The sequence below is a fragment of the Mycolicibacterium sp. ND9-15 genome (assembly GCF_035918395.1).
Classification (GTDB): Bacteria; Actinomycetota; Actinomycetes; order Mycobacteriales; family Mycobacteriaceae; genus Mycobacterium.
Window position 1 is genome coordinate 593,849 of record NZ_CP142362.1, and the last position, 25,718, is coordinate 619,566.

27 protein-coding genes and 1 pseudogene are annotated in these 25,718 nt (G+C 67.0%); 9 read left to right on the forward strand and 19 right to left on the reverse strand.

The window, feature by feature from the left end; genetic code table 11:
• Positions 1–80: 80 nt before the first annotated feature.
• Together QGN32_RS02955 and QGN32_RS02960 are read right to left on the reverse strand one after the other, a co-directional pair.
• Positions 81–419 (reverse strand): annotated as a pseudogene (locus QGN32_RS02955) (ester cyclase); the annotation flags it as partial.
• A complete protein-coding gene (locus tag QGN32_RS02960) occupies positions 416–1,288 on the reverse strand; it encodes a TIGR03619 family F420-dependent LLM class oxidoreductase (RefSeq protein ID WP_326547185.1) in 873 nt (290 codons plus the stop codon). The pseudogene QGN32_RS02955 and the gene QGN32_RS02960, both read right to left, overlap by 4 nt.
• Before the next feature lie 39 nt (positions 1,289–1,327).
• Here QGN32_RS02960 and QGN32_RS02965 point away from each other — a divergent pair, with 39 nt between their 5' ends.
• Positions 1,328–2,620, forward strand: a complete 1,293-nt coding sequence (locus QGN32_RS02965; protein WP_326547186.1) for a cryptochrome/photolyase family protein — start codon at positions 1,328–1,330, stop codon at positions 2,618–2,620.
• Here the strand turns inward: QGN32_RS02965 and QGN32_RS02970 are convergent.
• Complete coding sequence (locus tag QGN32_RS02970; RefSeq protein ID WP_326547187.1) at positions 2,613–3,473, reverse strand: mycofactocin-coupled SDR family oxidoreductase; 861 nt, start codon at positions 3,471–3,473, stop codon at positions 2,613–2,615. The genes QGN32_RS02965 and QGN32_RS02970 overlap by 8 nt on opposite strands.
• An 88-nt stretch (positions 3,474–3,561) precedes the next feature.
• Between QGN32_RS02970 and QGN32_RS02975 the strand changes: the two genes are divergently transcribed.
• Positions 3,562–3,816 carry a DUF2631 domain-containing protein gene (locus QGN32_RS02975; RefSeq protein WP_326547188.1) on the forward strand — a complete coding sequence of 85 codons (255 nt, stop codon included), beginning with the start codon at positions 3,562–3,564 and terminating at the stop codon, positions 3,814–3,816.
• On the opposite strand, the gene QGN32_RS02980 is transcribed toward QGN32_RS02975, so the two are convergent.
• Both QGN32_RS02980 and QGN32_RS02985 read right to left on the reverse strand, forming a co-directional pair.
• Positions 3,813–4,370, reverse strand: coding sequence for a hypothetical protein (locus tag QGN32_RS02980; protein ID WP_326547189.1), 558 nt, complete (start codon positions 4,368–4,370; stop codon positions 3,813–3,815). The genes QGN32_RS02975 and QGN32_RS02980 overlap by 4 nt on opposite strands.
• 103 nt (positions 4,371–4,473) lie before the next feature.
• Complete coding sequence (locus QGN32_RS02985) at positions 4,474–5,913, reverse strand: WS/DGAT/MGAT family O-acyltransferase (protein ID WP_326548903.1); 1,440 nt, start codon at positions 5,911–5,913, stop codon at positions 4,474–4,476.
• Positions 5,914–6,021: 108 nt separating this feature from the next.
• Between QGN32_RS02985 and QGN32_RS02990 the strand changes: the two genes are divergently transcribed.
• Positions 6,022–6,696: a DUF427 domain-containing protein gene (locus QGN32_RS02990; protein WP_326547190.1), complete on the forward strand. Its 675-nt coding sequence runs from the start codon at positions 6,022–6,024 to the stop codon at positions 6,694–6,696.
• 68 nt (positions 6,697–6,764) lie between these two features.
• Here the strand turns inward: QGN32_RS02990 and QGN32_RS02995 are convergent, their stop codons facing one another.
• Positions 6,765–7,682 carry an LLM class F420-dependent oxidoreductase gene (locus tag QGN32_RS02995; protein WP_326547191.1) on the reverse strand — a complete coding sequence of 306 codons (918 nt, stop codon included), beginning with the start codon at positions 7,680–7,682 and terminating at the stop codon, positions 6,765–6,767.
• 105 nt (positions 7,683–7,787) lie between these two features.
• Between QGN32_RS02995 and QGN32_RS03000 the strand changes: the two genes are divergently transcribed.
• A complete protein-coding gene (locus QGN32_RS03000) occupies positions 7,788–8,720 on the forward strand; it encodes a TIGR03560 family F420-dependent LLM class oxidoreductase (RefSeq protein WP_326548904.1) in 933 nt (310 codons plus the stop codon).
• A 92-nt stretch (positions 8,721–8,812) separates the two neighbouring features.
• Here the strand turns inward: QGN32_RS03000 and QGN32_RS03005 are convergent, their stop codons facing one another.
• Positions 8,813–9,982 (reverse strand): acyl-CoA dehydrogenase family protein, encoded by a 1,170-nt coding sequence (locus tag QGN32_RS03005; RefSeq protein WP_326547192.1) that lies wholly within the window; start codon positions 9,980–9,982, stop codon positions 8,813–8,815.
• A 66-nt stretch (positions 9,983–10,048) separates the two neighbouring features.
• Here QGN32_RS03005 and QGN32_RS03010 point away from each other — a divergent pair, with 66 nt between their 5' ends.
• Positions 10,049–10,516: an SRPBCC family protein gene (locus QGN32_RS03010; protein ID WP_326547193.1), complete on the forward strand. Its 468-nt coding sequence runs from the start codon at positions 10,049–10,051 to the stop codon at positions 10,514–10,516.
• Between the two features lie 102 nt (positions 10,517–10,618).
• On the opposite strand, the gene QGN32_RS03015 is transcribed toward QGN32_RS03010, so the two are convergent.
• The 7 genes from QGN32_RS03015 to QGN32_RS03045 are packed head-to-tail and all read right to left on the reverse strand — an operon-like array spanning position 10,619 to position 17,453.
• The gene (locus QGN32_RS03015; RefSeq protein ID WP_326547194.1) at positions 10,619–11,533 is read right to left on the reverse strand and encodes an alpha/beta hydrolase; all 915 of its coding nucleotides are present in this window, start codon (positions 11,531–11,533) and stop codon (positions 10,619–10,621) included.
• A 4-nt stretch (positions 11,534–11,537) separates the two neighbouring features.
• Positions 11,538–13,034 (reverse strand): flavin-containing monooxygenase, encoded by a 1,497-nt coding sequence (locus tag QGN32_RS03020; protein WP_326547195.1) that lies wholly within the window; start codon positions 13,032–13,034, stop codon positions 11,538–11,540.
• Positions 13,035–13,042: 8 nt separating this feature from the next.
• Positions 13,043–13,771 (reverse strand): SDR family NAD(P)-dependent oxidoreductase, encoded by a 729-nt coding sequence (locus tag QGN32_RS03025; protein ID WP_326547196.1) that lies wholly within the window; start codon positions 13,769–13,771, stop codon positions 13,043–13,045.
• Positions 13,768–14,514, reverse strand: coding sequence for an HpcH/HpaI aldolase family protein (locus QGN32_RS03030; RefSeq protein WP_326547197.1), 747 nt, complete (start codon positions 14,512–14,514; stop codon positions 13,768–13,770). Before QGN32_RS03030 ends, QGN32_RS03025 begins: the two co-directional genes overlap by 4 nt.
• Positions 14,511–15,479, reverse strand: coding sequence for a zinc-binding dehydrogenase (locus QGN32_RS03035; protein WP_326547198.1), 969 nt, complete (start codon positions 15,477–15,479; stop codon positions 14,511–14,513). The genes QGN32_RS03030 and QGN32_RS03035 overlap by 4 nt, the downstream gene beginning before the upstream one ends.
• 1 nt (position 15,480) lies before the next feature.
• On the reverse strand, positions 15,481–16,719 hold the full coding sequence (locus QGN32_RS03040) for a cytochrome P450 (RefSeq protein WP_326547199.1): 1,239 nt from the start codon (positions 16,717–16,719) through the stop codon (positions 15,481–15,483).
• Positions 16,716–17,453 (reverse strand): NIPSNAP family protein, encoded by a 738-nt coding sequence (locus QGN32_RS03045; protein ID WP_326547200.1) that lies wholly within the window; start codon positions 17,451–17,453, stop codon positions 16,716–16,718. The genes QGN32_RS03040 and QGN32_RS03045 overlap by 4 nt, the downstream gene beginning before the upstream one ends.
• 73 nt (positions 17,454–17,526) lie before the next feature.
• Here QGN32_RS03045 and QGN32_RS03050 point away from each other — a divergent pair, with 73 nt between their 5' ends.
• Positions 17,527–18,345, forward strand: a complete 819-nt coding sequence (locus QGN32_RS03050) for an SMP-30/gluconolactonase/LRE family protein (protein WP_326547201.1) — start codon at positions 17,527–17,529, stop codon at positions 18,343–18,345.
• Entirely contained in the window at positions 18,342–19,184 is an 843-nt protein-coding gene (locus tag QGN32_RS03055) for a thioesterase family protein (RefSeq protein ID WP_326547202.1), read from the forward strand. The genes QGN32_RS03050 and QGN32_RS03055 overlap by 4 nt, the downstream gene beginning before the upstream one ends.
• Positions 19,185–19,232: 48 nt before the next feature.
• Here QGN32_RS03055 and QGN32_RS03060 read toward each other — a convergent pair whose 3' ends face one another.
• Positions 19,233–19,424, reverse strand: coding sequence for a ferredoxin (locus QGN32_RS03060; protein WP_326547203.1), 192 nt, complete (start codon positions 19,422–19,424; stop codon positions 19,233–19,235).
• Positions 19,425–19,433: 9 nt separating this feature from the next.
• Positions 19,434–20,675: a cytochrome P450 gene (locus QGN32_RS03065; protein ID WP_326547204.1), complete on the reverse strand. Its 1,242-nt coding sequence runs from the start codon at positions 20,673–20,675 to the stop codon at positions 19,434–19,436.
• Between the two features lie 38 nt (positions 20,676–20,713).
• Here QGN32_RS03065 and QGN32_RS03070 point away from each other — a divergent pair, with 38 nt between their 5' ends.
• Both QGN32_RS03070 and QGN32_RS03075 read left to right on the forward strand, forming a co-directional pair.
• On the forward strand, positions 20,714–21,262 hold the full coding sequence (locus QGN32_RS03070) for a TetR/AcrR family transcriptional regulator (RefSeq protein WP_326547205.1): 549 nt from the start codon (positions 20,714–20,716) through the stop codon (positions 21,260–21,262).
• Positions 21,259–22,317, forward strand: coding sequence for a phosphotransferase family protein (locus QGN32_RS03075; RefSeq protein ID WP_326547206.1), 1,059 nt, complete (start codon positions 21,259–21,261; stop codon positions 22,315–22,317). The genes QGN32_RS03070 and QGN32_RS03075 overlap by 4 nt, the downstream gene beginning before the upstream one ends.
• Positions 22,318–22,332: 15 nt before the next feature.
• On the opposite strand, the gene QGN32_RS03080 is transcribed toward QGN32_RS03075, so the two are convergent.
• From QGN32_RS03080 to QGN32_RS03090, 3 genes are read right to left on the reverse strand one after another with little or no spacing between them, the layout of a single operon-like run.
• Positions 22,333–23,388: a phosphotransferase family protein gene (locus tag QGN32_RS03080; protein WP_326547207.1), complete on the reverse strand. Its 1,056-nt coding sequence runs from the start codon at positions 23,386–23,388 to the stop codon at positions 22,333–22,335.
• Positions 23,385–24,515, reverse strand: a complete 1,131-nt coding sequence (locus QGN32_RS03085) for an Rv3169 family protein (RefSeq protein WP_326547208.1) — start codon at positions 24,513–24,515, stop codon at positions 23,385–23,387. The genes QGN32_RS03080 and QGN32_RS03085 overlap by 4 nt, the downstream gene beginning before the upstream one ends.
• Positions 24,516–24,543: 28 nt before the next feature.
• A complete protein-coding gene (locus QGN32_RS03090) occupies positions 24,544–25,716 on the reverse strand; it encodes a CaiB/BaiF CoA transferase family protein (protein WP_326547209.1) in 1,173 nt (390 codons plus the stop codon).
• Between the last annotated feature and the right edge of the window lie 2 nt (positions 25,717–25,718).

Below are 25,718 nucleotides of genomic sequence, written 5' to 3' on the forward strand. Positions count from 1 at the left end.
CGGGCGCGGCTATGCGGTACCACCTGCTGCAACAGGCCGTGGACATCGGTTTGACCGCGATGCGCGACCAACGTGTCGCCCTGGAACCGGTCGATCTGGATGCCGGCGATCGAAACCTTGGCGCCGGTCGGCGCGATGCCGCGGAACTCGCCGTCGTGGGTGCCGGTGAATGTGAACCTGGAGATGCCGTGGGAGCCGTCGACGAGAACCTCCTCGATCACATGCCGGCCGTCGGAAAACGCGCGGGTGAACTCTTCGAGGTATGCCCGCCACTCCTGCCAGCCGACCGGCGGTCCACTGCCGACCTCGACGACCAGTCGAGGCGAGACCAGGGCCTTTACCGTCTCCCAGTCCCGCCGGTCCACCGACGTGTAGAGGCGCTCGACCAGGTCGCGGATCTCGCCGTCGGAGAAGCTCATGCGCGCACCTTGGCGATGATCGTCTCGGCGAACTGCTCGATGGGCTCCCGATATCTCTCGACACCCCCGGGCTCCAGGTCCATGCCCATCCACGGACTGCACATCACCGCGGTGATGCCGGCGTCTTCGGCCCGCTTGTACAAGTCCGGTGACGGGGGTTCGAGCAGCGCCAGCATGATGTCGAAAGGCTCATCCTCACGGCCGTACTCGCGCCGTAGCGCGCGCAGCTTCTGCGCGTAGCCGACGGCCTCGTCCCATCGGTACGCGTAGCCGACCCAGCCGTCACACAGTCGTGCTGCCCGACGCAGCGCGGCCTCGGACTCCCCTCCGCAAAGGATGGGCACCGGCGCCGCCGGATGAGGTTCGATCATCATCTCGGGCACCTGGTAGTACTCGCCGCTCCACGACACCCACCCGCCGCGCCACAGTTCCCGCAGCGCGGGGATCATCTCGTCGAGCCGCTTGCCGCGGGTGCCGAAATCCTGGCCCATCAACTCGTACTCCTCGCGCATCCACCCGACGCCCGCGGCCAGCGACACCCGGCCGCCGGACAGCACCGACGCCGTCGCGACCTGCTTGGCCACCTCCAGCAGCGGACGGGCCGGCGCGATGTAGACGGCGTTGGAGAACCGCAGCCGGGTGGTGACCGCCGCCATCGCACCGATCTGCACCCAGCAGTCCGGCCACGGGGTCTCGGGCGCCCACATCGGCTTACCGGTCGGCGAATCCGGATACGGCGAGCTCAGCTCGCGGGGATAGATCATGTGGTCCGAGCAGACCATCCCGTCGTAGCCGGCCTCGTCGAACGCGCGCGCGAGGCCGAGGATCTCTGACGTTTTCGTGAACGCGGTGCCCGACCAGAACTCCATCCTGTTTCTCTACCGCGAATTCGGGGCAGCATCAATGCCATGCCCGCATTGTTGTGGTTTCGACGCGATCTGCGGTTGCACGACCTACCGCCACTGCTGGCCGCGGCGACCGCCGACGGCGAGGTACTCGCCTGCTACGTCCTCGACCCCCGGCTCGAAGCGTCGGCCGGACCCCGGCGACTGCGGTACCTCTACGACGCGCTACGCGCTCTGCATGACAGCCTCGACGGCAAGCTGTTCGTGACACGGGGGCGGCCCGAGCAGCGAGTACCGTTTCTGGCCAAGGAGATCGGCGCATCGGCGGTGCACGTCTCCGCGGACCACACGCCGTTCGGTCGTCGGCGCGACCACGCGGTGGGGGCCGCGCTCGACGAGATCCCGCTTCAGGCGTCGGGCTCGCCGTATCTGGTGTCGCCCGGTCGGGTGACCAAACAAGACGGCACCGCCTACAAGGTGTTCACGCCCTTCTACGGCGCCTGGCGTGAACATGGTTGGCGCCAACCCGCCCGATCGGGCCCGGAATCGGCGCGCTGGCTCGACCCAGCCGAGGTGTCCGGCGCGGTGAACGTCCCCGATGCCGGGGGCGACCTCGAGCTCCCCGCCGGGGAGACGGCTGCCCGTAAGCAGTGGAAGACGTTCGTGGACAACGGGCTCGACGGCTATGCCGACGAGCGGAGCCGCCCCGACCTGGATGCCACCAGCCGGATGTCGGCGCATTTGAAGTTCGGGACCATCCATCCCCGGACCATGGTCGTCGACCTCGGTAGGAGCGACGGCGCGCAGGCGTATCTACGGGAGCTGGCTTTCCGCGACTTCTACGCCGCGGTCCTCAACGAGTGGCCACGCAGCGTCTGGCGGAACTGGAACCCCTTGTTCGACGGGATGAAACACGACGACGGCGCCGAGGCGCAGCGGCGGTTCGAGGCATGGAAGGCGGGACGCACGGGGTTCCCGATCGTCGACGCCGGCATGCGCCAACTGGCCGAGACCGGGTGGATGCACAACCGGGTCCGGATGATCGTCGCCTCGTTTCTGGTCAAGGATCTGCACCTGCCGTGGCAATGGGGGGCGCGCTGGTTTCTCGAGCAGCTGATCGACGGCGACATGGCCAACAACCAGCACGGTTGGCAGTGGGTGGCGGGCACCGGGACCGACGCCGCGCCGTTCTTCCGCGTCTTCAACCCCACCACCCAGGGCGCCAAGTTCGACCCCGACGGCAGCTATGTGCGGCGCTGGGTGCCCGAACTCGACGACGACAGCTACCCGGCACCCATCGTCGACCACGCCGCCGAGCGCAAGGAGGCGCTGCGCCGGTACACCGACATCACTTGACGATCTGGCCGCCGTCGACCGGCAGTGCCACTCCGGTCAGGTACCTACCGGACGCGCCGCACAGGTACACCATCGCGTCGCTGATGGCCTCCGGCTCCACCGGTGGAACGTTGAGCAGCGGTTGCTGGGACACACTGAATGCCGGATGTTCGCCCGACCACTCGGCCAGCGCCTCGTTGTAGATCATCGGCGTGGCTACCCCGCCCGGGTGCACGGAGTTGACGCGAATGTTCTTCTCCGCCAGCGCTCGTGCGAAGTGCCGCATCACCCCGATGACACCGTGCTTGGCCGCCGTGTAACCCGCCGCGCCGTGGTTCATCGTGCCGAAGTCCACAGTGACGGGTTTGAACGCCGCAGCCGAACTGGTGATGACGATGGCTCCGCCGTCGCCGTGCGCGAGCAGGGCGGGCAGCGTCGCGGTGATCGTGTAGTAGACGCCGTTGAGCATGACGTTCACCGCGTCGACGAATGCGGAGATACCGCGCCCCTGCTCCCCCGCTGCGGGCAGGATTCCGGCATTGGCGAGCACGAAGTCGATGCGCCCGAACTCCGCCGCTGCCTTCGCCGCGATGTCCTGTAGTCGCCCGAGGTCGCGGACGTCACCGCGTTCGGCGATGATCCGGCGACCGGCCTTCTCCACCAGGTTGACGGTTTCGTCGAGGTCCTCCGGGGTCGCCATGGGGTAGGCGACGCTGTCGATCTGCTCGCACAGGTCGACCGCGACGATGTCGGCGCCCTCCTCGGCGAATCGGACCGCGTGCGCCCGGCCCTGCCCCCGCGCCGCGCCGGTGATGAAGGCGACCTTGCCGTCGAACTGCATCCGCCGTTCTGCTCCTCGCGTCCGCGGTGTCATGACGCAACACCCTACGGCGCGCGTAGTAGGCCTGTTTTAGGCATATGCCAGAATGTCGGCAGTACCAGCCCGACCGTGAGGAGCAGCCGTGGCCAACACCGAGGTGGAGCGACACACCGGAGTCGACGTCGAAGACGTGCCGTCGGCTGAATGGGGCTGGTCGAAGGAGAACGTCAAGTTCTTCCACATCGGCGGCATCATCGCGGCGCTGTTTCTGCTGGCCCTCATCCACGGCAACCACACCGGACGCGTCGAGGACCTCTTCCTGATCGGGTTCGCCGTGCTGATCCTCGCCGCGGTCGCGCGCGACTGGTGGCTGCGCCGGCGCGGCTGGATTCGTTAGACCGGGTACAGCGGCCGGATCGACTCGGTCGCCAGGTCGAACAGGGTCTCGGTGGCGCTGACAGCCCGATCCGATTTCGCCGCGATGAGCGCCTGGGCTTTGAACGCGCGCGCCGCGACACTCAACCGGTGCTCGACGGCGTCGATGCGGCCGCCGAGTTCCACCGGCCAGTCCTCGCCCCACGCCATCACCTCGGCGCCGCCACCCTTCGCCAGGTCGTAGACGTGGGCGCGAACGCGCGAATCCGCCCGCAGCAGCCTCGTGCTGACCGCGAGCGCACCATCGCAGGCCACATCGCGCAGGACGGTTTCGGCCGGCCCCTCGACCGCGCTCGCGCCGAGTATCACCAGCGGGCGCACATCCCGGCAGCCCTCGACCCGGACGTTGACGTCCCAGCCGGCCCGCGCCCGGTCGAACAGCCAACCGCCCGCGAGCCCGACCACGTCGGCCAGGCCGGCCGCCAGGATGGTGAGTCGATGATGTTTGAGCGGGCCGACGGCAGCCTGCGCACAGTCGGCCGACACGATGTCATCGGTGGAGAGTCGAGTTGCCATGGTTCCTATCCGTCAGGTCAGCGACGCCAGTCGAGGGGACGCGCCGGCACCCCTAGAGCGTGACACTATTGCGCTGATCTGTAAAGGTCAGGTTTCTCCGGCCCTACACCGTCGGCCGACGCGAGGCGGTGGCCAGCGGCAGGGTCGAACCCATGGTGGCCAACTCACCGGGGAGCCCCGCGGCGCGGCGGATGTCGGCGAAGGAATCCAGTAGCGCGTCGGTCGCCTCGTGCGGGTCGGTGAGCGTGCGATCGTCGGTCAGCACCGATATGGCGAGTTGGTCGACGTAGCTCCACACCGTGATGTTCATTCCGCTGCCGGTAACGACGGGCCCAACCGAATAGATCTCGCTGCAGACGGCGCCCGCGACCTGTCCACGTTCGCGGGGTCCCGCCACGTTGGAGATGGTCAGGTTCATCACCCCACCGGACCCCATTCGGCGGGACTGCATCCGAAAGAACTTCGGCGCCAACGCCGGCGGCAGGTAGGACATCCAGGCGGGCAGCACAGTCGGCCCGAGCAGTTGATGGCTGTCTTTGGCGATCTTCGTCGACACCGCGGTGAGCCTGACCCGTTCCAGTGGGTCGTCGATGTGTACCGGCAGCGACGGCATCATGTAGGTGAACTCGTTGCCCACCAACCGATCCGGCGACGGGTCCGTGCTGACCGGGACGCCGGCGATCAGCGGCGCGTCGGCCCGCCCGTCGTAGCGCAGCAGCAGTGTGCGCAGCGCGCCCGCGGCGGTCGCCAACACGATGTCGTTGAGCGTGACGCCCAGCTGCCTGCTGGTCTGCTTGACCTCGGGCAACGACAGCGGGGCCGTCGCGAAGCGCCGTCCGGGCGAGACGACATGGTTGATGAAGCTCTGTGGCGGTGCGAAGCTGCGGGCCAATTCGGGATGTCGGCCACGCTCGCCGGCGCGCTTACGAACCCGCGACACCCCGGCGGCGGTCTCGCTCATCAGCCGGGGCAGCTTGCGGATGAGGTGCGCGTGGTCGCGGCCGGCGGCTTTGAGCAGTTGCGCGGTCGTTCGCTCGGTGGGGTCGGCGACGACCCTGATCGGAGACGGCGCGTCGGGTTCGAACGCTTTGGCCAACTGGTTCGCCGACGCGACACCGTCGGCCAGCACGTGGTGCACCTTGTGGATGATCGCGATCCGGTCGTCGGCCAGTCCCTCGGCGACGTACATCTCCCACAACGGACGACTTCGGTCCAACGGCGTGCTCGCGATCTCACCGATCAGGTCGTCGAGTTCGCGACGCCCACCCGGCTCCGGTACGCGCGCTTGGCGGAGGTGGTAGTCGAGGTCGATATCGGGGGTTTCCCACCACATCGGATGATGAAGTCTCAACGGGATGTCTACGAGGAGATAGCGCAACGCGGACAGCCCCATCAGCCGCGGATACGCGATTTCACGGAACATCTCGAAGCTGTAGCCTTCGACGCCCGACACATCGAGGATGCCGATCTTGAGCGTGTGCATGTGGATCTCGGGCGTCTCGCTGTACAGCATCAGCGCGTCCACCCCGTTGAGTCGCTTCATCCCCGCCCCCGACGCGTTGTCTTCGTACCGGCTTCCCAATTGCACTCGACCTCATGCAAGTCCGGAGAAGAACTGACGCTGTGGTCGAAATTTGTAAAGCTGAACAGCATGAGTCTGGTCGCCGCCCGCGGGCCGCTGAGCAACGATCCTGCCGGTTGGTTCACCCCGGCACTACCTGACGGCGTGGTGTTCGTCGAACCGCACCGGCGGCGCGTGCAGGCCCTGCGCGACGGGCGCCAGGTCCTTGACACCGAGCGGGCGCTGATGGTGCACCGTCGCGACCACCCGCTCAGCTACGCGTTTCCCGCCGACGTGGTCGGCGACCTCCCGTGCGAACCGGTCGCGGAGGCGCCCGGGTTCGTCCATGTGCCCTGGGATGCGGTCGACACCTGGCTCGAGGAGGGCCGCACGCTCGTGCACTATCCGCCCAACCCGTATCACCGGGTTGACTGTCGGCCGACGAATCGCGCGCTGCGGGTGACGGTGGCAGGCGAACCGCTGGTCGACACGACCGAGACGGTGATCGTCTTCGAGACATCGCTGGAACCCCGCCTCTACGTCGCTCCGGCGCATGTGCGGACCGACCTGCTGCGGCAGTCACAGACCAGCAGCTACTGCAACTACAAGGGTTACGCGACGTACTGGTCGGCCGTCATCGGGGATGCGACGGTCGAGGACGTCGCATGGAGCTATCCGGACCCGCCGCCGGAAACGCTACCGATCAAGGGGTTCTTCAGCTTCGATGCCATCCGTGCGCAGGTGCTGGCCGAACTGCCGGGCTGACTTCCGCCGCCCCGCCGTCGCCGTCGCCCAACGTGAGCTTGTGCTCGACTTTCGGCCGAAATCTCGCATCAGGCTGCGGCGATCACCGACTCACCGAACCGCTCGATGGTCTCCAGCACGTGCGTGAGGCTGTCGCCGGGCAGCCCGACCTGTACCCACGTCACCCCGATCGCGCCCAGCCTCTCCAGGCCCGAGAGGTAGGCATCGGCGTTGAAGCCGTCGTCGCCGGGGCTCCCTCCGTCGGGGTTGGTGAACGTGATATCGATTCGCGACCAGTCGCGTCCGGCCTCGTCGAACCGGCGCCGGAGGTCGTCGATGCCCGAGGCCAGCGTCTGAGCGTCCATCGCCGCGGTGCGCGCGGTTTGGGCCAGCACGGCCGGCGCAGGGAACGGACACCACCCGTCGCCGTGGGTGACGACGCGCTTGCGGGCGGCGGCGGTGTTGCCGCCGATCCAGATCGGTGGGTGGGGGTCGCTGAGGGGCCGGGGATGCGCGGTGATGCCGCTGGCGGTGAAGTGTCGGCCCTCATAGGAGAAGTCGTCGGTGGTCCAGATTCCGCGGATGACCTCCAGCGCTTCCTCGAACAGTGCGGCTCGTTCCTCGAAATCGACTCCGAGCGCGGCGAATTCCCGTTTCAGATAGCCGACTCCCACCCCGAGGGTGAACCGCCCGTCCGACAGCAGGTCCAGTGTGGCGCCGGACTTGGCGACGACGAAGGGGTTGCGGTAGGGCAGCACGACGATGTTCGGGATGAGGCGCAGCGACGTCGTGGTTGCGGCCGCATAGCCCATCGCCACGAAGGGGTCCACCGCATCGTGTCCGCCCGCCTGCAGCCAGCGCTGCGTCGGCGCCGGGTGGTCGGTGAAGCCGAAGCCGTGGAATCCCGCCGCCTCGGCGGCGGCCGCGACCGTTGCAATCCCCTTGCCCGTGACCAGCTCTGGGTTGTACGGGTGGCTGTGCATCGGGTGGGTGAAAGTGAACCGCATATTGTGTCCCGTCTAGAACGTTCTTCTCAATTTCTGAGAATGTCGTTACCATGCGAACCGCGGAAAGTACAGGGTCGGCAGGATGGGACGCGGATGACTCCAGATATGGGCAAGCCGGAGATCGGCGTCTACCTACCGCAGATGGGGTTCACCTACGAGCAGATGCTGCATCGCGCCCGGCGGTGTGAAGATCTCGGCGTCGACTCGCTGTGGCTCTACGACCACCTCTTCGGACCTGGTGTGCCGGACTACCCGTCGCTGGAGGCGTGGACGCTGGCCACGGCGTTGCTCGCAAACACCGAGCGCATCCGGATCGGACACATGGTGCTGTGCAATCAGTTTCGCCATCCCGCGGTGCTGGCCAAGATGGCCACCACGCTCGACCAGATCTGCGCGGGCCGGCTGCAACTCGGCCTCGGCAGCGGGTCGATCGAGGACGAGCACCGCCGGGTCGGGCTGCCCTGGGAGTCGTTTCGGGAGCGCTCCGAACGGCTCGGCGAGACGCTGGAGATCGTGACGCAGGCCTTCACCGACGAGCGGATCGACTTTCGCGGCAAGCACTTCACCGTTTCGGATTTTCCGGTCAAACCCGGGCCGGTCCAGCAGCCGAGACCGCCGATCGTGGTCGGCGGCGTCGGCGAGAAGTACACGCTGCCGCTGGTCGCCCGGTACGCCGACGTGTGGAACGTACCCACCTACGCGCTCGGCGAACTGGAACACAAGGTGTCGGTGCTGCGGTCTATCTGCGAGGACATCGGTCGCGATCCGTCAACGATTCTTCTGTCGGTCGAGGCGGTGATGGCGCTGGCACCCGACGACGCCTCGCTGCCGGAGGTGCGTCGACTCGCCGAAAGACGGTTCGGTGTACCGGCATTCGGGCTCGACGAAGGGGGTTTGGTCGGGACGCCGCCCGTGATCGTCGACCGTATCGGCGAACTGCAGTCGCTGGGATTCGGGCAGATCGTGTTGTTCACCCACGACCGCGCGTCCGACGAGACCCTGGACCTGCTGGCTTCCGAAGTCATCGCGCGCCTCTAGCCGGGCCGCTTGGCCGGGAGCGCTCGGTATTGCACAGGGCTGTTCGCCACGATGCCACGACCCTCAGCGCTAAAACCGGCTCGTCTCGCCCATCAGGCCGGGCGCCTGGCCGGCGGCGAGTAGTTCGGGCGTCCGAGCCCCAGCGCATGCTGGGCGATCATGTTGCGGAACACCTCCAGCGTGCCGCCGTAGACTCCGGTGGGCCCGGCCAACCGGAAGATGTACTCCGCTCCCCCGTCGTCCGCGGCGCCCTCGACGCCGGCCGGCAGACTCGACGCGGTACCCAGCAGGTCCATCAGATCCGGCGTGACGTCGCGCATCGTCTGCGCGTTCGCCACCCGCCCGAACATGTCCGATGTGCTCATCGCCGCCTCGATCCGGGCGATCGCGCGACCGAGGCGGTGTCTGACCGAATCCTCGTCGCTCGCAACGGCCGCAATGTGGTCGACCGCCTCGGCGAGCAACAGCAGGTGCTCGGTCATGGTCGCCAGCTTGTGCAGGCCCTCGTCGTCTCGTTCGACGGTGCCGTGTTCGGCGTTCAGCGCGTCGCGCAACACCGTCCAGCCACCGTTGACATCACCGACGCGGTACCTGTCGGCGACCCGCACGTCGCTGTAGTAGGTGATGTTGGTGCGGTCGCCGTCGACGGTGCGAATCGGCTGGATCTCGATGCCCGGGGAGCCCAGCGGCACCAGGAACATGGTGAGGCTCTGGTGTTTCGGCGCATCGGGGTCGGTGTTGGTGATCAGGAAGACGTACTGCGCGTTCTGCGCGTTCGACGTGAACATCTTCGAGCCATTGATGACCCAGCTCGATCCATCCGCCTCCCGCACCGCGCGCGTCTTGCACGTCGCGACGTCAGAGCCGCCTTCGGGCTCGGTGTAGCCGAGGCACAGCCGGACGTGCCCCGAAAGCACCCGCGGCAGCACTTCGTCTTGCAGTTCTTGGGAACCGAACTGCTGCAGACAGTGCGCGACCATCGACGTGGTGGGCCAGTGGAACCACGGGGCGTGGGCACGACCGATCTCGAGCTCCCAGATCCGCCGGCGCACCAGGCTGAACCCGCCTTCGGACTCGGCCTTGAAGTCGGCCGCCAGGTAGCCCTCGGCGCCCAGTGCCAGATGCACGTCCTCATCGAAGTTCTCACCGGTTTCGCGGTCCCGCCGGATCACCTCGTCGGTCACCACAGAACGCAGGAAACCGCGGAGCTCGTCGCGGAACGTCTGGTCGTCCTCACTGAGCTGCACGCGCGAGAAGTCCACCTGGACACCGTGACACTATTGCGGTTAGTTGTAAAGTCCGTACCGTCCTCCACGGAAGGCAGCACATTGGGCATCGTCACCACCAGCTCGGAAACCGCGTTCAGTCAGGCGCCGGAGGCGATCTACGATTTCGTGACGAACCCGGCGAACTGGCCCAAGACCTATCCCACCAGCGCGCACATCGGCGGGCTGCCGGACCACCTGCCGTTGAGGGTCGGCGACACCTGGACCGAGACCGGTCCCGACGGTGACCGCATCTTCACCTGGCACCTCGCCATCGCCGCACGTCCGACCCTGTGGGTTTTCACCTCGGTCGGACGACTCGGCCACGACCGCGACGGCAACGGCGGTATGGAAGGCCGCATCACCGTCCAGTACCACTTCACCAGTCCGGGCGAAGACATCACGCTGTTCACCCGGACGATGACGGTCGAGGCTTACAAGCATGCCCCCCTGCCGGACGCGTTCTTCCGGGCGGTGAACCCGGCGCACATCGACACCTACCACGCCGCGATCGCCCGCGAACTCGCTTGAAGTGTTGCCCGAGCGTGCGGGTCTGCAGAGCAACACGCCGCGAAAGAGCGACACTTGCGCACGCTCGCGCCGCTTCGAGCGTGCGTATCAGACGCGCGAACACTAGCTCCCGTGCAGCGCACGCCGCAGCGCCGCGCCCGCAAGCTCGAACAGCCGGACGCTGACGTCCCACTCCGGGGCCAGCGAGTCGAACCCGTGACAGGTGCCGGGGAACACGTGCAGTTCGGCGGCGACACCGGCGCGCATCAGTCGCCTCGCATAATCGACGGCCTCGTCACGCAGCGGGTCGAGTTCCGAACAGCTGATGAAAGCGCTTGGCACACCGGACAAGTCGGTCACGCGAGCGGGCACCGCAGCGGCTTGGGCAGGCGCGTCGGCTAGGTAATGCCGCCACATCATCGCGGCCGCGGGGGCGTCGAAACCCGGAGTCGTGGCGAACTCGTTTTTGGAACCGGTGGGCCGATCGTCGAGCACCGGTTGGTGCAGCAACTGGAACAGCACCGGCGGTGCCGCCGACTCCGCAGCGCGCTGCGCTAGCCCCGCGGCCAGCGCGGCGCCTGCGCTGGTTCCTCCGACCGCCAGCCTGGAGGCATCGATCCCGAGTTCGGCCGCGCACTCGGTCGCCCAGTTCAGCACGGCAGCAGCGTCGTCCAGCGCCGCCGGGTAGGGATGCTCGGGCGCCAACCGGTAGTCGACCGACAGCACCGTGCAACAACCGCGCCTGGCTAACTCGACACACTGCAGATGGTCGGTGTCGAGGTTGCCCAACACGAATGCGCCCGAGTGGCAATAGATCACCGCAGGGGCCGGGGCGGGTCCGCCGCGGTAGATCCGCACCGGAACCGAGCGGGCCATCCGATTCTCGATCTCGACACCGACGTCGTTGACCGTCTTGACCGTTTCGGCCCGACGCCGGTTCAGTGAGTCGCGAACAACGCCGAGCACTCCGGGTGACAGATCGGTGCGGGCCTCCGCCAGGTGGCGTAAGGCGGGGTCGAGACGGTCGATGATGGTCACGGCCTCAGCGTCTCGCCGCCGTCTGGGTCACCGTGTCGGGCACCCGCTGCTTCGGCGGCGGATCGAACGTGTAGTCAGTTGCCCTGAACCGCCGGGTCATCGCCCAGAAGGTGCGCGCGCTGCGTGGCCACTGGGTGACGACTCGTCCGTTGGCGGCGCGGAAGTAGTTGCTGCATCGGGTGAGCCACACAGTGCCCTCCATCCAGCGATCGATCTTGGCCAGGAACTCCGTCATGGCCTGGGGCCGCACCGCGATATAGGATCCGCCCTTGCGCCGCAGGTACTTCAGCGCACGCATGACGTAGTGCGCCTGCGCCTCGAGCATGAAGATCACGCTGTTGGAGCCGACGTTGGTGTTGGGCCCGTAGAGCATGAAGAAGTTCGGGAAGCCCGGCACCGCCATGCCCAGATAGGCGTATGCCCCGTCACTCCACGTTTCGCGCAGCGTCACCCCGTTCTCGCCCACTACCTCGATCTGCCCCAGGTAATCGGCAGCGGCGTAGCCCGTCGCGCAGAGCACCACGTCGACGTGGAGTTCGGTGCAGTCTTCGGTCACCAGCGACCGGGCCCGCAGCGTTCGTGCCGGGCTGGCGACGACCTCCACGTGCGGTTGCGTCAATGCCTTCAGATAATCGGTCGCGAACACCAACCGCTTACAGCCGAGCGGATGGTCGGGAGTCAGCTTGTCGCGCAACCCATCGTCGGCGACGCTCGCCTCGAGCGCTTTGAGCGCAATGGCCTTGAATTCCTGCGTCTTGTCGCTGCCGTTCTCGATCACGGAGATGTTCGACTCGCTGCGCAGCCACAGCCTGGTGCGGTAGATCCTCTTGGCCAACGGAATGTTGCGGAATACCCACTTCTCGCGTTCGCTGTACGCGCGGTCGGGCTTGGGCAGTATCCATGTCGGAGAGCGCTGCACCGAATAAACCCGTTCGGCGACCTTGGCGACCTCTGGAATAAGTTGTGCCGCGGTCGATCCCGTGCCCAGCACGGCGACTCGCCGGCCCGCGAGGTCGACGGCGTGATCCCACCGCGCCGTGTGCATCAGCGTACCGGTGAACGGCTCGGACTCCACGAGGTCGGGCATCACCGGCCGGGTGAACAGGCCGACGGCGGAGACCACCACGTCGAACACGTAGTGTTCGCCGGCGGCCGAGGTCAGCTGCCATGCGTCGCCCATCCAACGCGCCGAGGCGATCTCGGTGTTCAGCTTCAGGTTGGACGCGAGCTGGTAGCGCTGCGCACAGCGTTCGAAGTACTCGAGGATCTCCTTCTGTCCCGACCACAGTCGCGACCAGTCGGCGTTCAGGTCGAACGAGTAGGAGTACAGGTGTGACTTCACATCGCAGGCCAGACCGGGGTACGTGTTTATCCGCCAGGTTCCGCCGACGCCGTCCTCGCGGTCGAAGATCGTGAAATCGCGAAAGCCCGCTTCGTGGAGGAAGATTCCCATTGCCAGCCCGCCGGGTCCGGCGCCGATGATGCCTACCGACGGATTCATCCGATGCTTCATCCGATTCGGAGACATTGGCCTCCGTCCACTGCGAGCTCCGCACCGGTGATGAACGACGCGTGATCCGACACCAGATAGGCGACCGCGTCGGCCACCTCCTTTGGCTGGCCGAGCCGACCGAACGTCGCGGTCAACCTGGTCTGTGTCGCGTCGTCCAGCATGGGCGTCGCGATCGGACCGGGGAACACCGCATTGACGCGGATACCTTTGGGAGCCAGTTCGGCAGCGCAGATCTGGGTGAGGCCGCGCAGCGCCCACTTCGACGAGCCGTAGGCGGCATGGTTCGGGAACGCTCGCATGGCGCCGGTACTGCAGGTGTTCACGATCGCCGCGTCGTGGGCTCGGCAGAGGTGGTCGAGTGTCGCCTGGATGCCCAGGAACGGCCCGAGACAGTTGACGCGCCAGCTGCTTTCGAATCCCGCGAGGGTCTCGTCCGCCAGTGCCGCACGGTGCAGCACCCCGGCGTTGTTCACCAGCGTCGTCACCGGCCCGAACCGTGCGGCGACGGTTTCCACCGCCGCCGTCCACTGCTCGGCGGAGGTCACATCGAGGCCGACCGCGATGACGCCGTCGTCACCGCCTTCCGCGACTGTGCGGGTCAATTCGTCGACCAGCAGGTCACATGCCGCGACACGAAAGCCGTCCCCGCGAAGCCGCCGCACGATCGCCGCGCCCTGGCCCCGGGCGGCCCCCGTCACCAAGGCGACGCGATCCGTCGACGTCATCGAACCTCCCGCAGGATCTCGGCCGCACCGTGGCGCAGCGCCTGAGACTCCGACGCCAGGGTCAGCATTCGAAAGCCCAACTCCGTCATCGCCCTCGCGGCCTTCCCCGACCCGGCGTGGATGCCCGCGACCAACCCGGCGTCCGTGGCGGCGGTTCCGATTCGGGCGATCGCGTCTTGCACCGCTGGGGTGGTCCAGGCTTCTGCAGGTGTGTACCCGAGCGAGATCGCCAGGTCCGCCGGGCCGACATAGATGCCGGAAAGGCCCGGCGTTGCGCAGATCTCTTCGGCCGCGGTCAACCCCCGCGCACTCTCGATCATCACGAACACGGTGGCCCGCTCTTCGTGTGCGGCGGGCTCGCGGCCGATGCTGGGACTGAGAGGCCCGTAACTGCGCACTCCCGCAGGCGCGTAGCGCGTCGCGGCGACCGACGCGGCGGCTTGCTCGGGCGATTCGACCATCGCCACGATCACGGCGTCGGCGCCCGCGTCGAGCACCCGGCCGATCGGCCCGGGATCGGTCGATCCCACGCGCACTGCGGTCGCGATCGGCACATGTTCGCACCGCCGCAGCAGGAGCGCGACGTCAGCGTCGTCGAGATAGCCGTGCTGGATGTCGAATCCGACGTAGTCGTAACCGGCGCGGGCGAACTCCTCGGGACCGATGACGGTGGGGCCGACGACCCAGCCACCCCACACCCGCTCCTTGTCGGCGAGCGCGTCCTGCAGCCTGCTCGGGGTCATTCCACGATCGCGATCTTGATGCGGTCCGGTGCCGGCCGGCACGCGAGTTCGAACGCCGCCTGAGTGTCCTCGACGCCGAATGTGTGGGTCACGTAGGCGGGTATGAGGTCGGGATGGCGCCGCGCGAACTCGTCGGCCGCGGTCAGCATGCGGCGCCGATCGAGTGTCACGCCTGACTTCAGCGTCAGGTTGTTGCGCAGCATGGTGCGCATGTTGACCGGGTAGCTGTCGTCGTCGGGCACCCCGAAGTAGAAGACGGTTCCACCCGGTGCGGCGGCCTCGATCGCGTGTCCGAGGGTGGCGACCTGGTGGCCGACGGCTTCGATCACGACATCGGGTCGGTCACCAGCCTCGAGGTGGCTCACCCAGCGGTCGCTGGTGGCACGCACGATCGCGTCGACGCCGAACTCCTTGGCGACCGCGTCGCGGTCGACGGGATCGACCCCGGTCACCCGACGTGCCCCGAAAGCCTTTGCGACATAGGAGAACAGCAGACCGATCGAGCCCTGCCCGATCACGGCGACGTGCAATCCCTTCAGCTTGGGCAGCTGTTCGATCGCGTAGAGCACACAGGCCAGCGGCTGCAGCGCGACGGCGTGCTGTGGACCGAGTCTGGGGTCGTAGTAGGCGAGCCCGTCACCGTCGGCGACCACCTGTTGCATCAACCCGTCGAAGCCGGATGCCCAGCCGACCACCCGGTCCCCCAGGCCGTGGCTGCGGTGCCGGCTCGCGATGACCTCCCCGACCACCTCGTGGATGGGAAAGCCCGGCATCTCGGCCGCGCTGCGCCCTCGATCACCCGCGATCTTGCCGCGTACGCCCCGAAACGGCGGCAGGTCGCTGCCGCAGACACCTGCGGCATGGAAGCGCAGCAGCACCTGTCGGTCGCCCAGCGACTCAGGCGTTTTCTCCGGAATCTCGTCTCGTTCGAACGTATACGGCGCAACCAGCCGGTATGACCACATCTCACGCGCCCTCCACCTGGGCCTCCACGGGAACACTGCTCCAGCCCCACTGAAAGCTCGACGGCGGCCGGAATGCGGCCTGGTGGTCAACGCGCCAGTCGGTGACACGCTTGAGCCACTCGGTCACCATGATCCCGATCTCCAGCCGCGCCAGGTGTACACCCATGCAGAAGTGTTGTCCGCGGCCGAATGCCAGCAGACGCTCGATGCGGCGGTCCCAGACGAACGCATCCGGGTCGGGATACTGGCGTTCGTCGCGGTTGGCCGATGCCAACAGGCTGATGATCCGTTGACCGGGCCGGATCGTGGTGTCGTGGATGGTGAACGGCTTGCGAACGGTGCGCGCGAACCACTGCGCCGGTGCGCAATAGCGAATCATCTCCTCACGCGCCACGGGGACGTTGGCCTCGAGGTCAGCACGCACGGCGGACAACTGGTCGGGCCGAAGGCCGAGCTCCCACAGGCCGTGCGCGACGATCTTGGGCACGGTTTCGGTTCCGCCGATGAAGATTCCGAGCATCTGGGTGGCAGCCTCGGCATCGTCGAACGCCGATCCGTCCGGCAGCCGGTAGTCGATCAGGTTGTCGGCGACTGCGTTCAGCCCCGGACAGGTCCTGCTGCGCTGAATGATGGGGATGAGGTACTCCAGATAACCCGGCCGGGCGTTGGCCACCTCCACCCCGCTGCCCGGCTGCGCAAGGCTGCCCGCGTTGACGGTGGCCAGCACATCGGCCGCGAGATCGACAGGCAGGCCGAGAAGCTCGCATACCACGGATGCAGCGACGATTCCGCCGTACTCCTGCGTGAGGTCGAAACGCCCGCGCGGCAGCAACTCGTCGAGGCGCTCGTTGGCCAGGGTGCGGATGCGGTTGGCCAACTTGCTCACCGATTTCGGCCGGAACGGGGCCGACGTGCAACGGCGCACGGTGTCGTAGATCGGTGCATCGAAATTCGCGTGGAACGGCATCGGATGCAGCGGCGGGTCGGGCACCGGACCGTCGTTATGGGTGGCCAGAACCGTTGCGGCGGGCAGCGTTCCCTCCGATGCGACGAACGTGCCATCGTTCGTCTCGAGCACCCGCCAGATGTCGTCGAAGCGCGACAGGGCGTAGGTGTCCCATTTGTCGACGTAGTACACCGGATGCCGATCGCGCATCGTCCGGTAGTACGACAGCGGGTCGGCCATCACCGCCGGGTCGAACGGATCGTAGGAGAAGTCCTGTAACACAGAATTGCTCATTGCAGCGGCGAGGGCGGTAGGGCAGCCAGGATCGAGTCTTCCCAGCCGTCGCGCAGTGCCGGCGCAACGCTCATCCATGTGACGATTTCGGCGGGTGGACTGTCCTTCCATGACGGATAGTGGTTGGCGAAACAGTCCCAGTCGTCGTCGAGCGCCCAGTAGTGGATCACCTCGTTGAAACGGAACGTGGTGATGAACGAACCGAGCCAACGCTTCCCGGTGCGTTCGGACCATGGCACGTAGAGGCGTTCCAACTCGCGGATGTAGTCGTCCTGGCGACCGGGTTTGGTCTGCATGATCTCCTGTATCACCAGGCCGGCGCCGAAGTCGGCCTCCTGTAGTTGCGCCAGTGTCCGGTTGTACTTGCCCGCGTACATGATGCGGCCCTCACCCGACGCACCGATCTCGGCGAGGAACGTCGACCATTTCGCGGCCGCTTCCTCGTGGCTGCCGCCCCTGGCCTGCGCCTTGCCGATCCGCGCATAGTCGGCGAATCCGTCGATCTCCCAGATCACCGTCAACTGTGGCCAGTGCCCGTTGTAAGGCGTTGTCCCCCAGATCGCGAACAACCGCGCACCTAGGTCCGCCATCATCGGGTGATAGACGTCGCCGAAAACCTCCGTGAATTGCTCTTCGCGTGAGCGCTCGTCGCCGACAAAGCGGTCGGCGCGGCCCGACCCCAGCTCGATGGTCTGGTGAAGGTAGAGCAGAGTGTGACCGTAGTACTTCTTCATGACCTGCGCCCAGTTGACAGTGACACCCTGCGAGCGTGACACTTGTCGCGTGTTTTGTAAAGGTGTGTCCCGGGTGACGCCGACGCCGCTGGCGAACGGATTCTGCTTCGGAGAGGGGCCGCGCTGGTTCGAAGGTCTGCTGTGGTTCTCCGACATGCTCGGCGAAGCGGTGCACACCGTCGATATGCATGGGGGCCTCACCACGCTGCCGCTGCCCGGCCACCACCCCTCCGGCCTGGGCTTTCGGCCCGACGGGTCGCTCCTCATCTCCTCCACCAAAAAGTGCCGGGTGCTCCGTTACGACGGCGAGAACGTGACCGAGATCGCCGACCTGTCCATGACGGTGCCGGCCAGCCTGGGCGACATGGTCGTCGACGACGACGGCCGCGCCTACGTCGGGTCCCAAGCCCGAGAAGGTGGGCTGATCGTGCGCCTCGACCCCGACGGCACCTCCACGGTCGTGGCCGACGACCTCGACTTCCCCAACGGGATGGTCATCACACCCGACCGCGCGACCCTGATCGTCGCCGAGTCGATTGGGCGGCGCCTGACCGCGTACGCCATCGCTGCGGACGGCTCGCTGACCGACCGTCGGACGTTCGCCGACGGGCTCGACGGACCACCGGACGGCATCTGTCTGGACGCCGAAGGCGGGGTCTGGACCGCGATGACGCTTGCTCATCAGTTCGAGCGGATCATCGAAGGCGGCGTCGTCACCGACCGCGTCGACATCGGCGAGCGGACCGCGATCGCCTGCGCGCTCGGCGGTCCCGAGCGGCGCACGCTGTTTCTGTTGTCCAGCACCGACGCGTACCCGCAGCGGCTGATCGGCACCAAGCTGTCGCGCGTCGATGCGACCACCGTCGGCATACCGGGAGCGGGGCTGCCATGAGCGATTCCTATTACGAACTCGTCGACGACGCCGACCAACTCGGCGAGAAGTTCCGCGCCACCGACCTCGTGCGCAGCACCTGGTCGGCCGCGATCCAACACGGTGCGCCGGTGTCGGCCCTGCTGGTGCGGGCCCTCGAACGTTGCGTGGCCGGCGACGACACCCGGTTGAGCCGGGTGCTGATCGACCTGCTCGGCGGTGTGCCCGCCGCGGGTGACTTGTGGGTGCGGTCGCGAATCGAGCGGTCCGGCAAGCAGATCCAACTTCTCAGCGCAGAGCTGCTCGCGCAGGGTCCGGACGGCGAGCCGCGACCCGTCGCGAAGGCGAGCGGGTGGAGGTTGAAAACCGTCGACACCCGGGCCCTGCTGCACGCGCCGGCGCCGCCGCTGCGCCCGCTCTCCGAGGCGAGGAGCCGGGACATGAAGAAGGACTGGGACCGCAACTACGTGCACAGCGTGGACTGGCGGTGGCTGACCGAACCGCTGTGCGAGGGCCCCGGCGAGTCGTGGCTCCGCCCGGAGGTCGACCTGGTCAAAGGCGAGACCATGACGCCGCTGGAGCGGTTGTTTGCGGTCGCCGATGACGCCAACGGCATCGGCACCAAACTCGACATCCGCAAGTGGACGTTCATGAACACCGACCTGGTCGTGCACGTGCACCGCATCCCGGCGGGCGAGTGGATCGGCATCCGCGCCGAAACCAGCTACGGCCCCGACGGCATCGGAACGACGCTGGGCACGCTGTTCGACGAGATCGGCGCGGTCGGCGCGATACAACAGTCCGTGCTCATCCGGCCGACGGGTGGAGCCGGGGTGGGAGAGAGCAAGCCCGACCGCTGATCAGGGGACACACCCATCACGGGCGAACGACAACGGTGCAGGCGGTCGTCAGCCGATGATTCGCAACGCGGCGGCGGGGCACTGCGTCACGGCCCGTTGCATGCGCTCCCGGTCGGATTCCGGCCGCTCGACCTCGCCGATCACCACGATGCCGTCGTCACCCACCTCGAACACCTCCTCGGCGATCGACTCGCAGATGCCGTGTCCAGTGCACTTGTCGAGATCGACTTCGACGCGCATGCTCACCCCCTAGCGAACCACGGCGGGCAGCCGTTTGACGCCGTGCACGAAGCTGCTGTACAGCAGGTCGGGCTCGCCGAACTCGACGGTGCTCAACCGAGTTAGCAACTCGTGGAACAGGTTTCGCAACTCCGCTTTGGCCAGCTGATTACCCAGGCAGAAGTGCGGACCCCCGCCGCCGAAAGCGAGGTGCGGGTTCGGCGAGCGGGCGAGATCGAACGCACCGGGCCTGTCGAACACGGTCTCGTCCCGGTTCGCCGAACAGTAGAAGAGCCCAACCTTGTCCCCCGCCTCGACCGGGTGGCCGTTGATGTCGGTGTCTTCGGTGACGAAGCGGGCGAACTGCAGCACCGGCGAGGACCAGCGGACGAATTCCTCGATCGCCAAACCGATTCGGCCGTCGAAATCCGCCATCAGCCAGTCCCGCTGGGCCGGGTTGGCGACGAGCGCCATCATCGCGTGTGTCGTCGCCTGCTTGGTGGTGTCGTTGCCCGCCGACGCCAGCAGGATCAGGAACGCGCCGATCTCCTCGTCGGTCAGCCGGTGCCCGTCGACCTCGGCGTTGACGATGCTCGTCATCAGGTCGTCACCGGGATGGGTACGACGGAACTTGGCCAACTCCACCCCGGTGTTCGACAGCAGCGTGATCTGCGCGACCGGGTCGTCGGCGCGTTCCTCGGCGCTGGCGTACTCCTCGTCGCTCATGCCGAACAGCTTTTCGGCGGCGTAGGCGACCGCGGGCTGGTCGGCGCTCGGCACGCCGAGCATGTCCATGATCGTCAACATCGGCAGCTTGGCCGAACACGCCGACACAAACTCGACTTCGCCTACGCCGACGAGGTTTTCGACGATGGTGACCGCGTTCTTGTGGATCTGCTCCTCGATCAGCCGGACGTTGCGCGGCGTGAACGCAGAACTGATCAGCCGGCGGTACACCGTGTGTTGAGGCGGATCCATGGTCAGGAAGAACGAGGCGAAACGCTGGATCTCGGCGGGCATCGGGTTCAGCGCCACGCCTTGGGCCGAGGTGAACAGTTCGGGGTGCTGACTGACGTAGGCGATGTCGGCACGTCGCGTCAACGCCCAGAATCCCGGCTCCTCCATCGGGAACATCGACGGCAGCGGCGGGTGCCAGCTCAACCCCTCGGCGCCCCGCAGCCGCGCGAACGACGCGTCGCGCTCGCCGAACGGCCTACTCCAGAAGTCCTCCGACGTGATGTCCACCGCACTGAATTCACGGGCCGATGTCACCGAATCAGCGTGACACTTCGACGAAAGTTTGTAAAGCTATGACGGTGCCGGTACTCGACGCGGACTCCTCGACGCGGGATCGCATCCTTGCCGCGACCGCGGAGGTGCTCGGTCGTCACGGCATGACCAAGCTCAGCCTCTCCGAAGTCGCGCTGCAGGCGCACGTGTCGCGTCCCACCCTCTACCGCTGGTTCGCCTCCAAGCGTGACCTGCTCGACGCGTTCGTGGTGTGGGAGCGTCAGTACTACGAACGCGCCGTGGCCGAGGCGACCGCCGATCTGCCACCGGGTGAACGGCTCGACGCGGCGCTGCGGGTGATCGTCGAGTACCAGCAGTCCTATCCGGGCCTGCGGATGATCGACATCGAACCCGAACAGGTGATCAAACGACTTTCCCGGGTCATCCCGTTGATGCGCCAACGGCTGGAACGCTTGTCGACCGGACCCGACCCGGGGCTTGCCATGTCGACGGCGGTACGCGTCGCGGTGTCGCACTACCTGGTGCGCAGCGACGACGACGCCGACTTCCTCGCGCAACTGCGCCACGCCGCCCGGGTCAAACACCACGCGCCGGGAGGCGATGTATGAGCATCCCCGTGTCCGTCGACGACCTCACCGCCGACTGGTTCAGCACGATCTTCGACGCACCGGTGGACGCGGCGCGCGTGCTGGACGCGCATTCAGGCACCACGGGCCGGGCCCGCATCGCGTTGACGTCACGCTCGCAGGTGCCCGACACGGTCTTCGTCAAACTGCAACCGTTCGCGCCCGGGCAGCGGAAGTTCCTGCGCCAGATCGGGCTCGGGGTGGCCGAGGCTCGGCTCTTCGCCCACATCGGCAATGAGCTACCGGTGCGCGCTCCCCGGGTCTGGCACGCCGACTACGACGAGTCCGACGGCTCGTTCGTCATGGTTCTCGAGGACCTCGAGGCCACCGGCTGCCGGTTCGTCACCCCCGGGGACGAGGACATCGTCGACGTCGCCGAATCGCTCGTCGACGAACTGGCAGCACTACACGCCCATTTCCGGTCCCAGAACCTCGGCTGGCTGCGCACGCCGTCGGGTATGCGGAGCAGACCGGAGGATGCCGAGATCGCGTCGAGGCGAGCGCGTTTCATCGTCTCCGCACTCGAACAGTTCGCCGACGAAATGCCGCCTGCCTTTGCGCGGATCGGCGAGTTGTACGCGGCGCGCCCGCTGGAGATCGTCGCACTGTTCAACGAGGGCGACCGCACCCTCGTGCACGGCGACACCCACAGCGGCAACCTGTTCGTCGACGGCACCCGCACCGGTTTCTTCGATTGGGCGGTCGCCGGCCGGGCACCCGGCGTTCGCGATGTCGCGTACTTCCTGTGCAACTCGATGCCGATCCCGACACGTCGCACCGAGGAGCGCGCTTTGCTCGACCGATATCGGGCCGGCCTCGCCCGGTACGGGGTCGCGCTCGACGAGGGCATCGCGCACGAGCAGTACCGCTTGTTCTCGGTCTACTCGTGGATAGCCGCCGCATCCACCGCCGCGATGGGTTCGCAGTGGCAGCCGATTGAGGTGTCACGTGCGGCGATGATCAGCACGACGCAGGCCATCGAGGACCTCGATGTCATCGGCCTGCTCGAGAGCCGGTTGGCCGACCGCGTCAGCTGATCAAACCTCGATTCCTCACGCGCTTCTCGCGGGCATGACGGGGCCGTCGTCGAGTTTGTCGGATACGCCGAGGTCGGCCAGACCCATTTGGGTGAACAGCGGTATCCCGTAGGCGTTCAGCGCGAATCGCTGATCGTCGGTGGCACCGGTGTCGTACAGATGGGCGCCGACGAGGTTGATCACGGCCAACTTGAACGCGTTCAGCGCCCGGTACCACTCTCGGTGCCGGACCTCGATTCCGCTCGACGCTTCGTAGCGGGCGATGATCTCGTCGATCGAAAGGGCCGCGTCGTGAGAGGGGATGCCGACCGGCATGCGCCACAACAGTTCGAGGTAACCGATGTCGGTCAACGGGTCACCGACGGTGGTCAGTTCCCAGTCGAACACCAAACTCACCTCGTCGTCGACGAACGCGAAATTGCCCGGCTTGGCATCGCCGTGCAGCAGCGTCACATTCGAACAGCGTTGCGGCCGAGAGGTGTTCAACTCCTCCAGGAGCCGCTCGAGCGCCGGCAGCGGCCCTCGTTTCACGCGCTCCATCTCACCGGCCCAGTGCCCGATTTCGCGGTCGAGGTGGTCAGTCCCGTCGTCCATGGCAGCCAATCCCGCGGCGGCGATGTCGACGGTGTGGATGGCGGCGAGTTGATCGGTCAGGCTCTCGCACATTCGCCGCACACCGTCGCGTGACGTGTCCGGCGCTTCCATCTCGTAGACGGTCCCCGCCACCCGCTCCATCACGAAGAAAGGGCGGCCGAGAACGGCACCGGTGTCCTCGAGCCACATCGCCCGCGGCACCCGCACCGAAGAACCGTGCAGGGCTTGCAGCACGGTGAACTGCCGTGCCAGGTCATAGGGTTCGAGAAGCGCGGGCGGCCGGGGCCGCAGCCGGACCACGACGTCGCTGCGGATTTCGCCCGGGCCGGTACCAGTGACGATCGTTAGGGTCAGCATCTCCGCCGAGTGACCGAACTCGACGCGGTCCAGCCCCTCCACTCGAAGGTCGGCGGCGTCGGGGACTCGACCCGCCAGCCACCCTGTGAGGCGACCGCGGACATCTCCGTCGGAGGTCATGCCTGCGCCTCGGGTGCGGGCGGACGATCGACCGCCCTCCTGTCCTGCTTGAACTTCGCCATGTCCATCGGTTGCCAGTTGGGATAGCGGCGGTATGCCGCACCGCCCATGAGGATCTCGAAGATGCCCCAGCCGGTGCGACCCTCGAAGTCGAAGCGCATCAGCTGATCCAGCGCCATGGCCTTGTCCTCGTTCTCTACCAACTCTTCGCGGTCGCTGCTGTCCCACTGGAAGTGGATGAAATAGGCCCCGCCGCCCAGATCCTCGTACCTGCACTTCGACATCGGCAGTCCGTAGTAGACGTTGACGTGTTGATTCGGTGAGTCCGCGGTGACGCGGTACTGCTCGCCGTCTTCGTCGGTGAAGACGAGCACCGCCCGGGCCGGGCGTTTGCGGTCGGCGTCGAATTCGACGTCGTGCTCGATCTTGACGAAACGCTTGGACAGCGTGCCGTCGTGGTGGGTGATGCCTCCGTCGACGTATGTCACTGTGCCGTCGGAGGTTTCGAAGACCCATGCTTCGATGGCGCGGTCTTCGAAACCCGCGTCGAGCCACAGCCAGAAGTCGATCTCGTCGGCGACCCGTACGCCGAAGGTACGGTCGCGGCCGCCGTGGAAACCGTCCACGCAGATACGCTCACCCTCGATCTCGACCCAGCCGGACCACCGTCCCGGCTCCTTCATGTGGTACATGTCGGCGATCACCCTGCCGTCTTTGCCTGTGACGTGCAGGGGAAGCATTTCCCACATCGGGGCGGTCGGTTCGTAGTACAGCTCCCACGCGATTCCGGAATTGTTGGGTTCGACGTCGAGTCGCCACTTCTTCAGCGGCTCAACGCATGTCCACCGCATTGGGCCGGCGCCGACCTCCGCCCTGGCCGCGCCGTCGACCGGGCGGCCGGCCAGCAGGTCGTAATGGCGGCCGTCGGCGAGCGTCACCTTGATGTACCCGAGGCCCGTCCCGGTGTTCGGGTTGTTGCCGTAGCCGGACGTCAGCAACACATCGCCGGAGGGTGACGCGGCGAAGAAGTAGCACCGGTCCGACCACGTGGCGTCCGGATGGTGCACTTCGTCGAACGGTCGAGGCAACTGGTGAGTGAACGACTCGTCGGCGGCGCTGTATCCCATAGCCAGGCAGGGTGACACTTTTTGACGATTATGTAAAGGTATGGCCGTCGCGCAGTTCCGCCAGGATCTCGTCGGTGTGCTCACCGAGTTTGGGCGCCACCGACCGCGGCGCCGACGGGGTGCCGTGGAAATCCGCCGGGGAGGCGACCATCGGCACCGTCGCGTCGTCGTCAGGCACGTAGACGATTCCGCCGGCGGCGTGGAACTGTTCGTCGCCCACCACGTCTTCCAGCGTGTTGATCGGCGACCAGAACAGATCCGGTTCGGCCGCAAAGGCTTCGGCCCACTCGACGAGCGGTCTCGTCGCGAAGATCTCGTCGAGAGCGGCGATCAACTCGGCCGCGTTGGCGGCGCGTGCCTGCGGGGTGTCGAAGCGCGGATCGGTGAGCCACTCGGGTCGTCCGACCGCGCGGCACAGCGGCGGCCAGTGCCTGCCGGCCTGCAGGCCCACGATCCAGAACCGTCGCCCGTCGCCCGCAACGTAGTTGTTCATGCACGGGTTGCCCATGGTCTCGCGCTGACCGATCGCGATCGGATGCCCGGTGAGCAGGAACGTGTTCAGGTCGAAGCTCACCGTGTAGGCGCCCTGCCGGTAGAGCGACGTACTGACCAACTGTCCTTCACCGGTGCGGTTTCGCGCGACCAGCGCCGCGCACACCGCCCCGGCGAGCGTCATGCCCGCCGCATGGTCGCCCATGCCGCCGCGCTGAAACGGCGGCGTGTCGCCGGGCCGGGTGAGCAGATGGGCCAGGCCGGAGCGCGCCCAGAACGCCGCGACGTCGTATGCGGCGCGGTCGGAATCGGGCCCGGTTTCGCCGTAGCCGGTGATCAGGCCGTACACCAGACGCGGGTTGCGCGTCGACACCGCTTCGAAGTCCAGACCCAGGCGCGTCAGCGCGGCCGGGCGCACGTTGGTGAGGAAAACGTCGGCGCCGCAGATCAATTCGAACGCCGCGGCGCGGTCGTCGTCGCGAGTCATGTCGAGTACGACGCTGCGCTTACCGCGGTTGTCCATCTCGAACGGCGGGCTCAAATCGCCCTCGATGCCCAGCATGCGGCCGAACATCCGTCCGGGGTCGCCGGCCGGCGGTTCGATTTTCACGACATCGGCACCCCAGTCGGCGAGGATGCCGCCCGCAGCCGGTCCCGCCACCCACACGCCGAGTTCGACGACCCGCACACCCTCCAGTGGACCCGCCATCG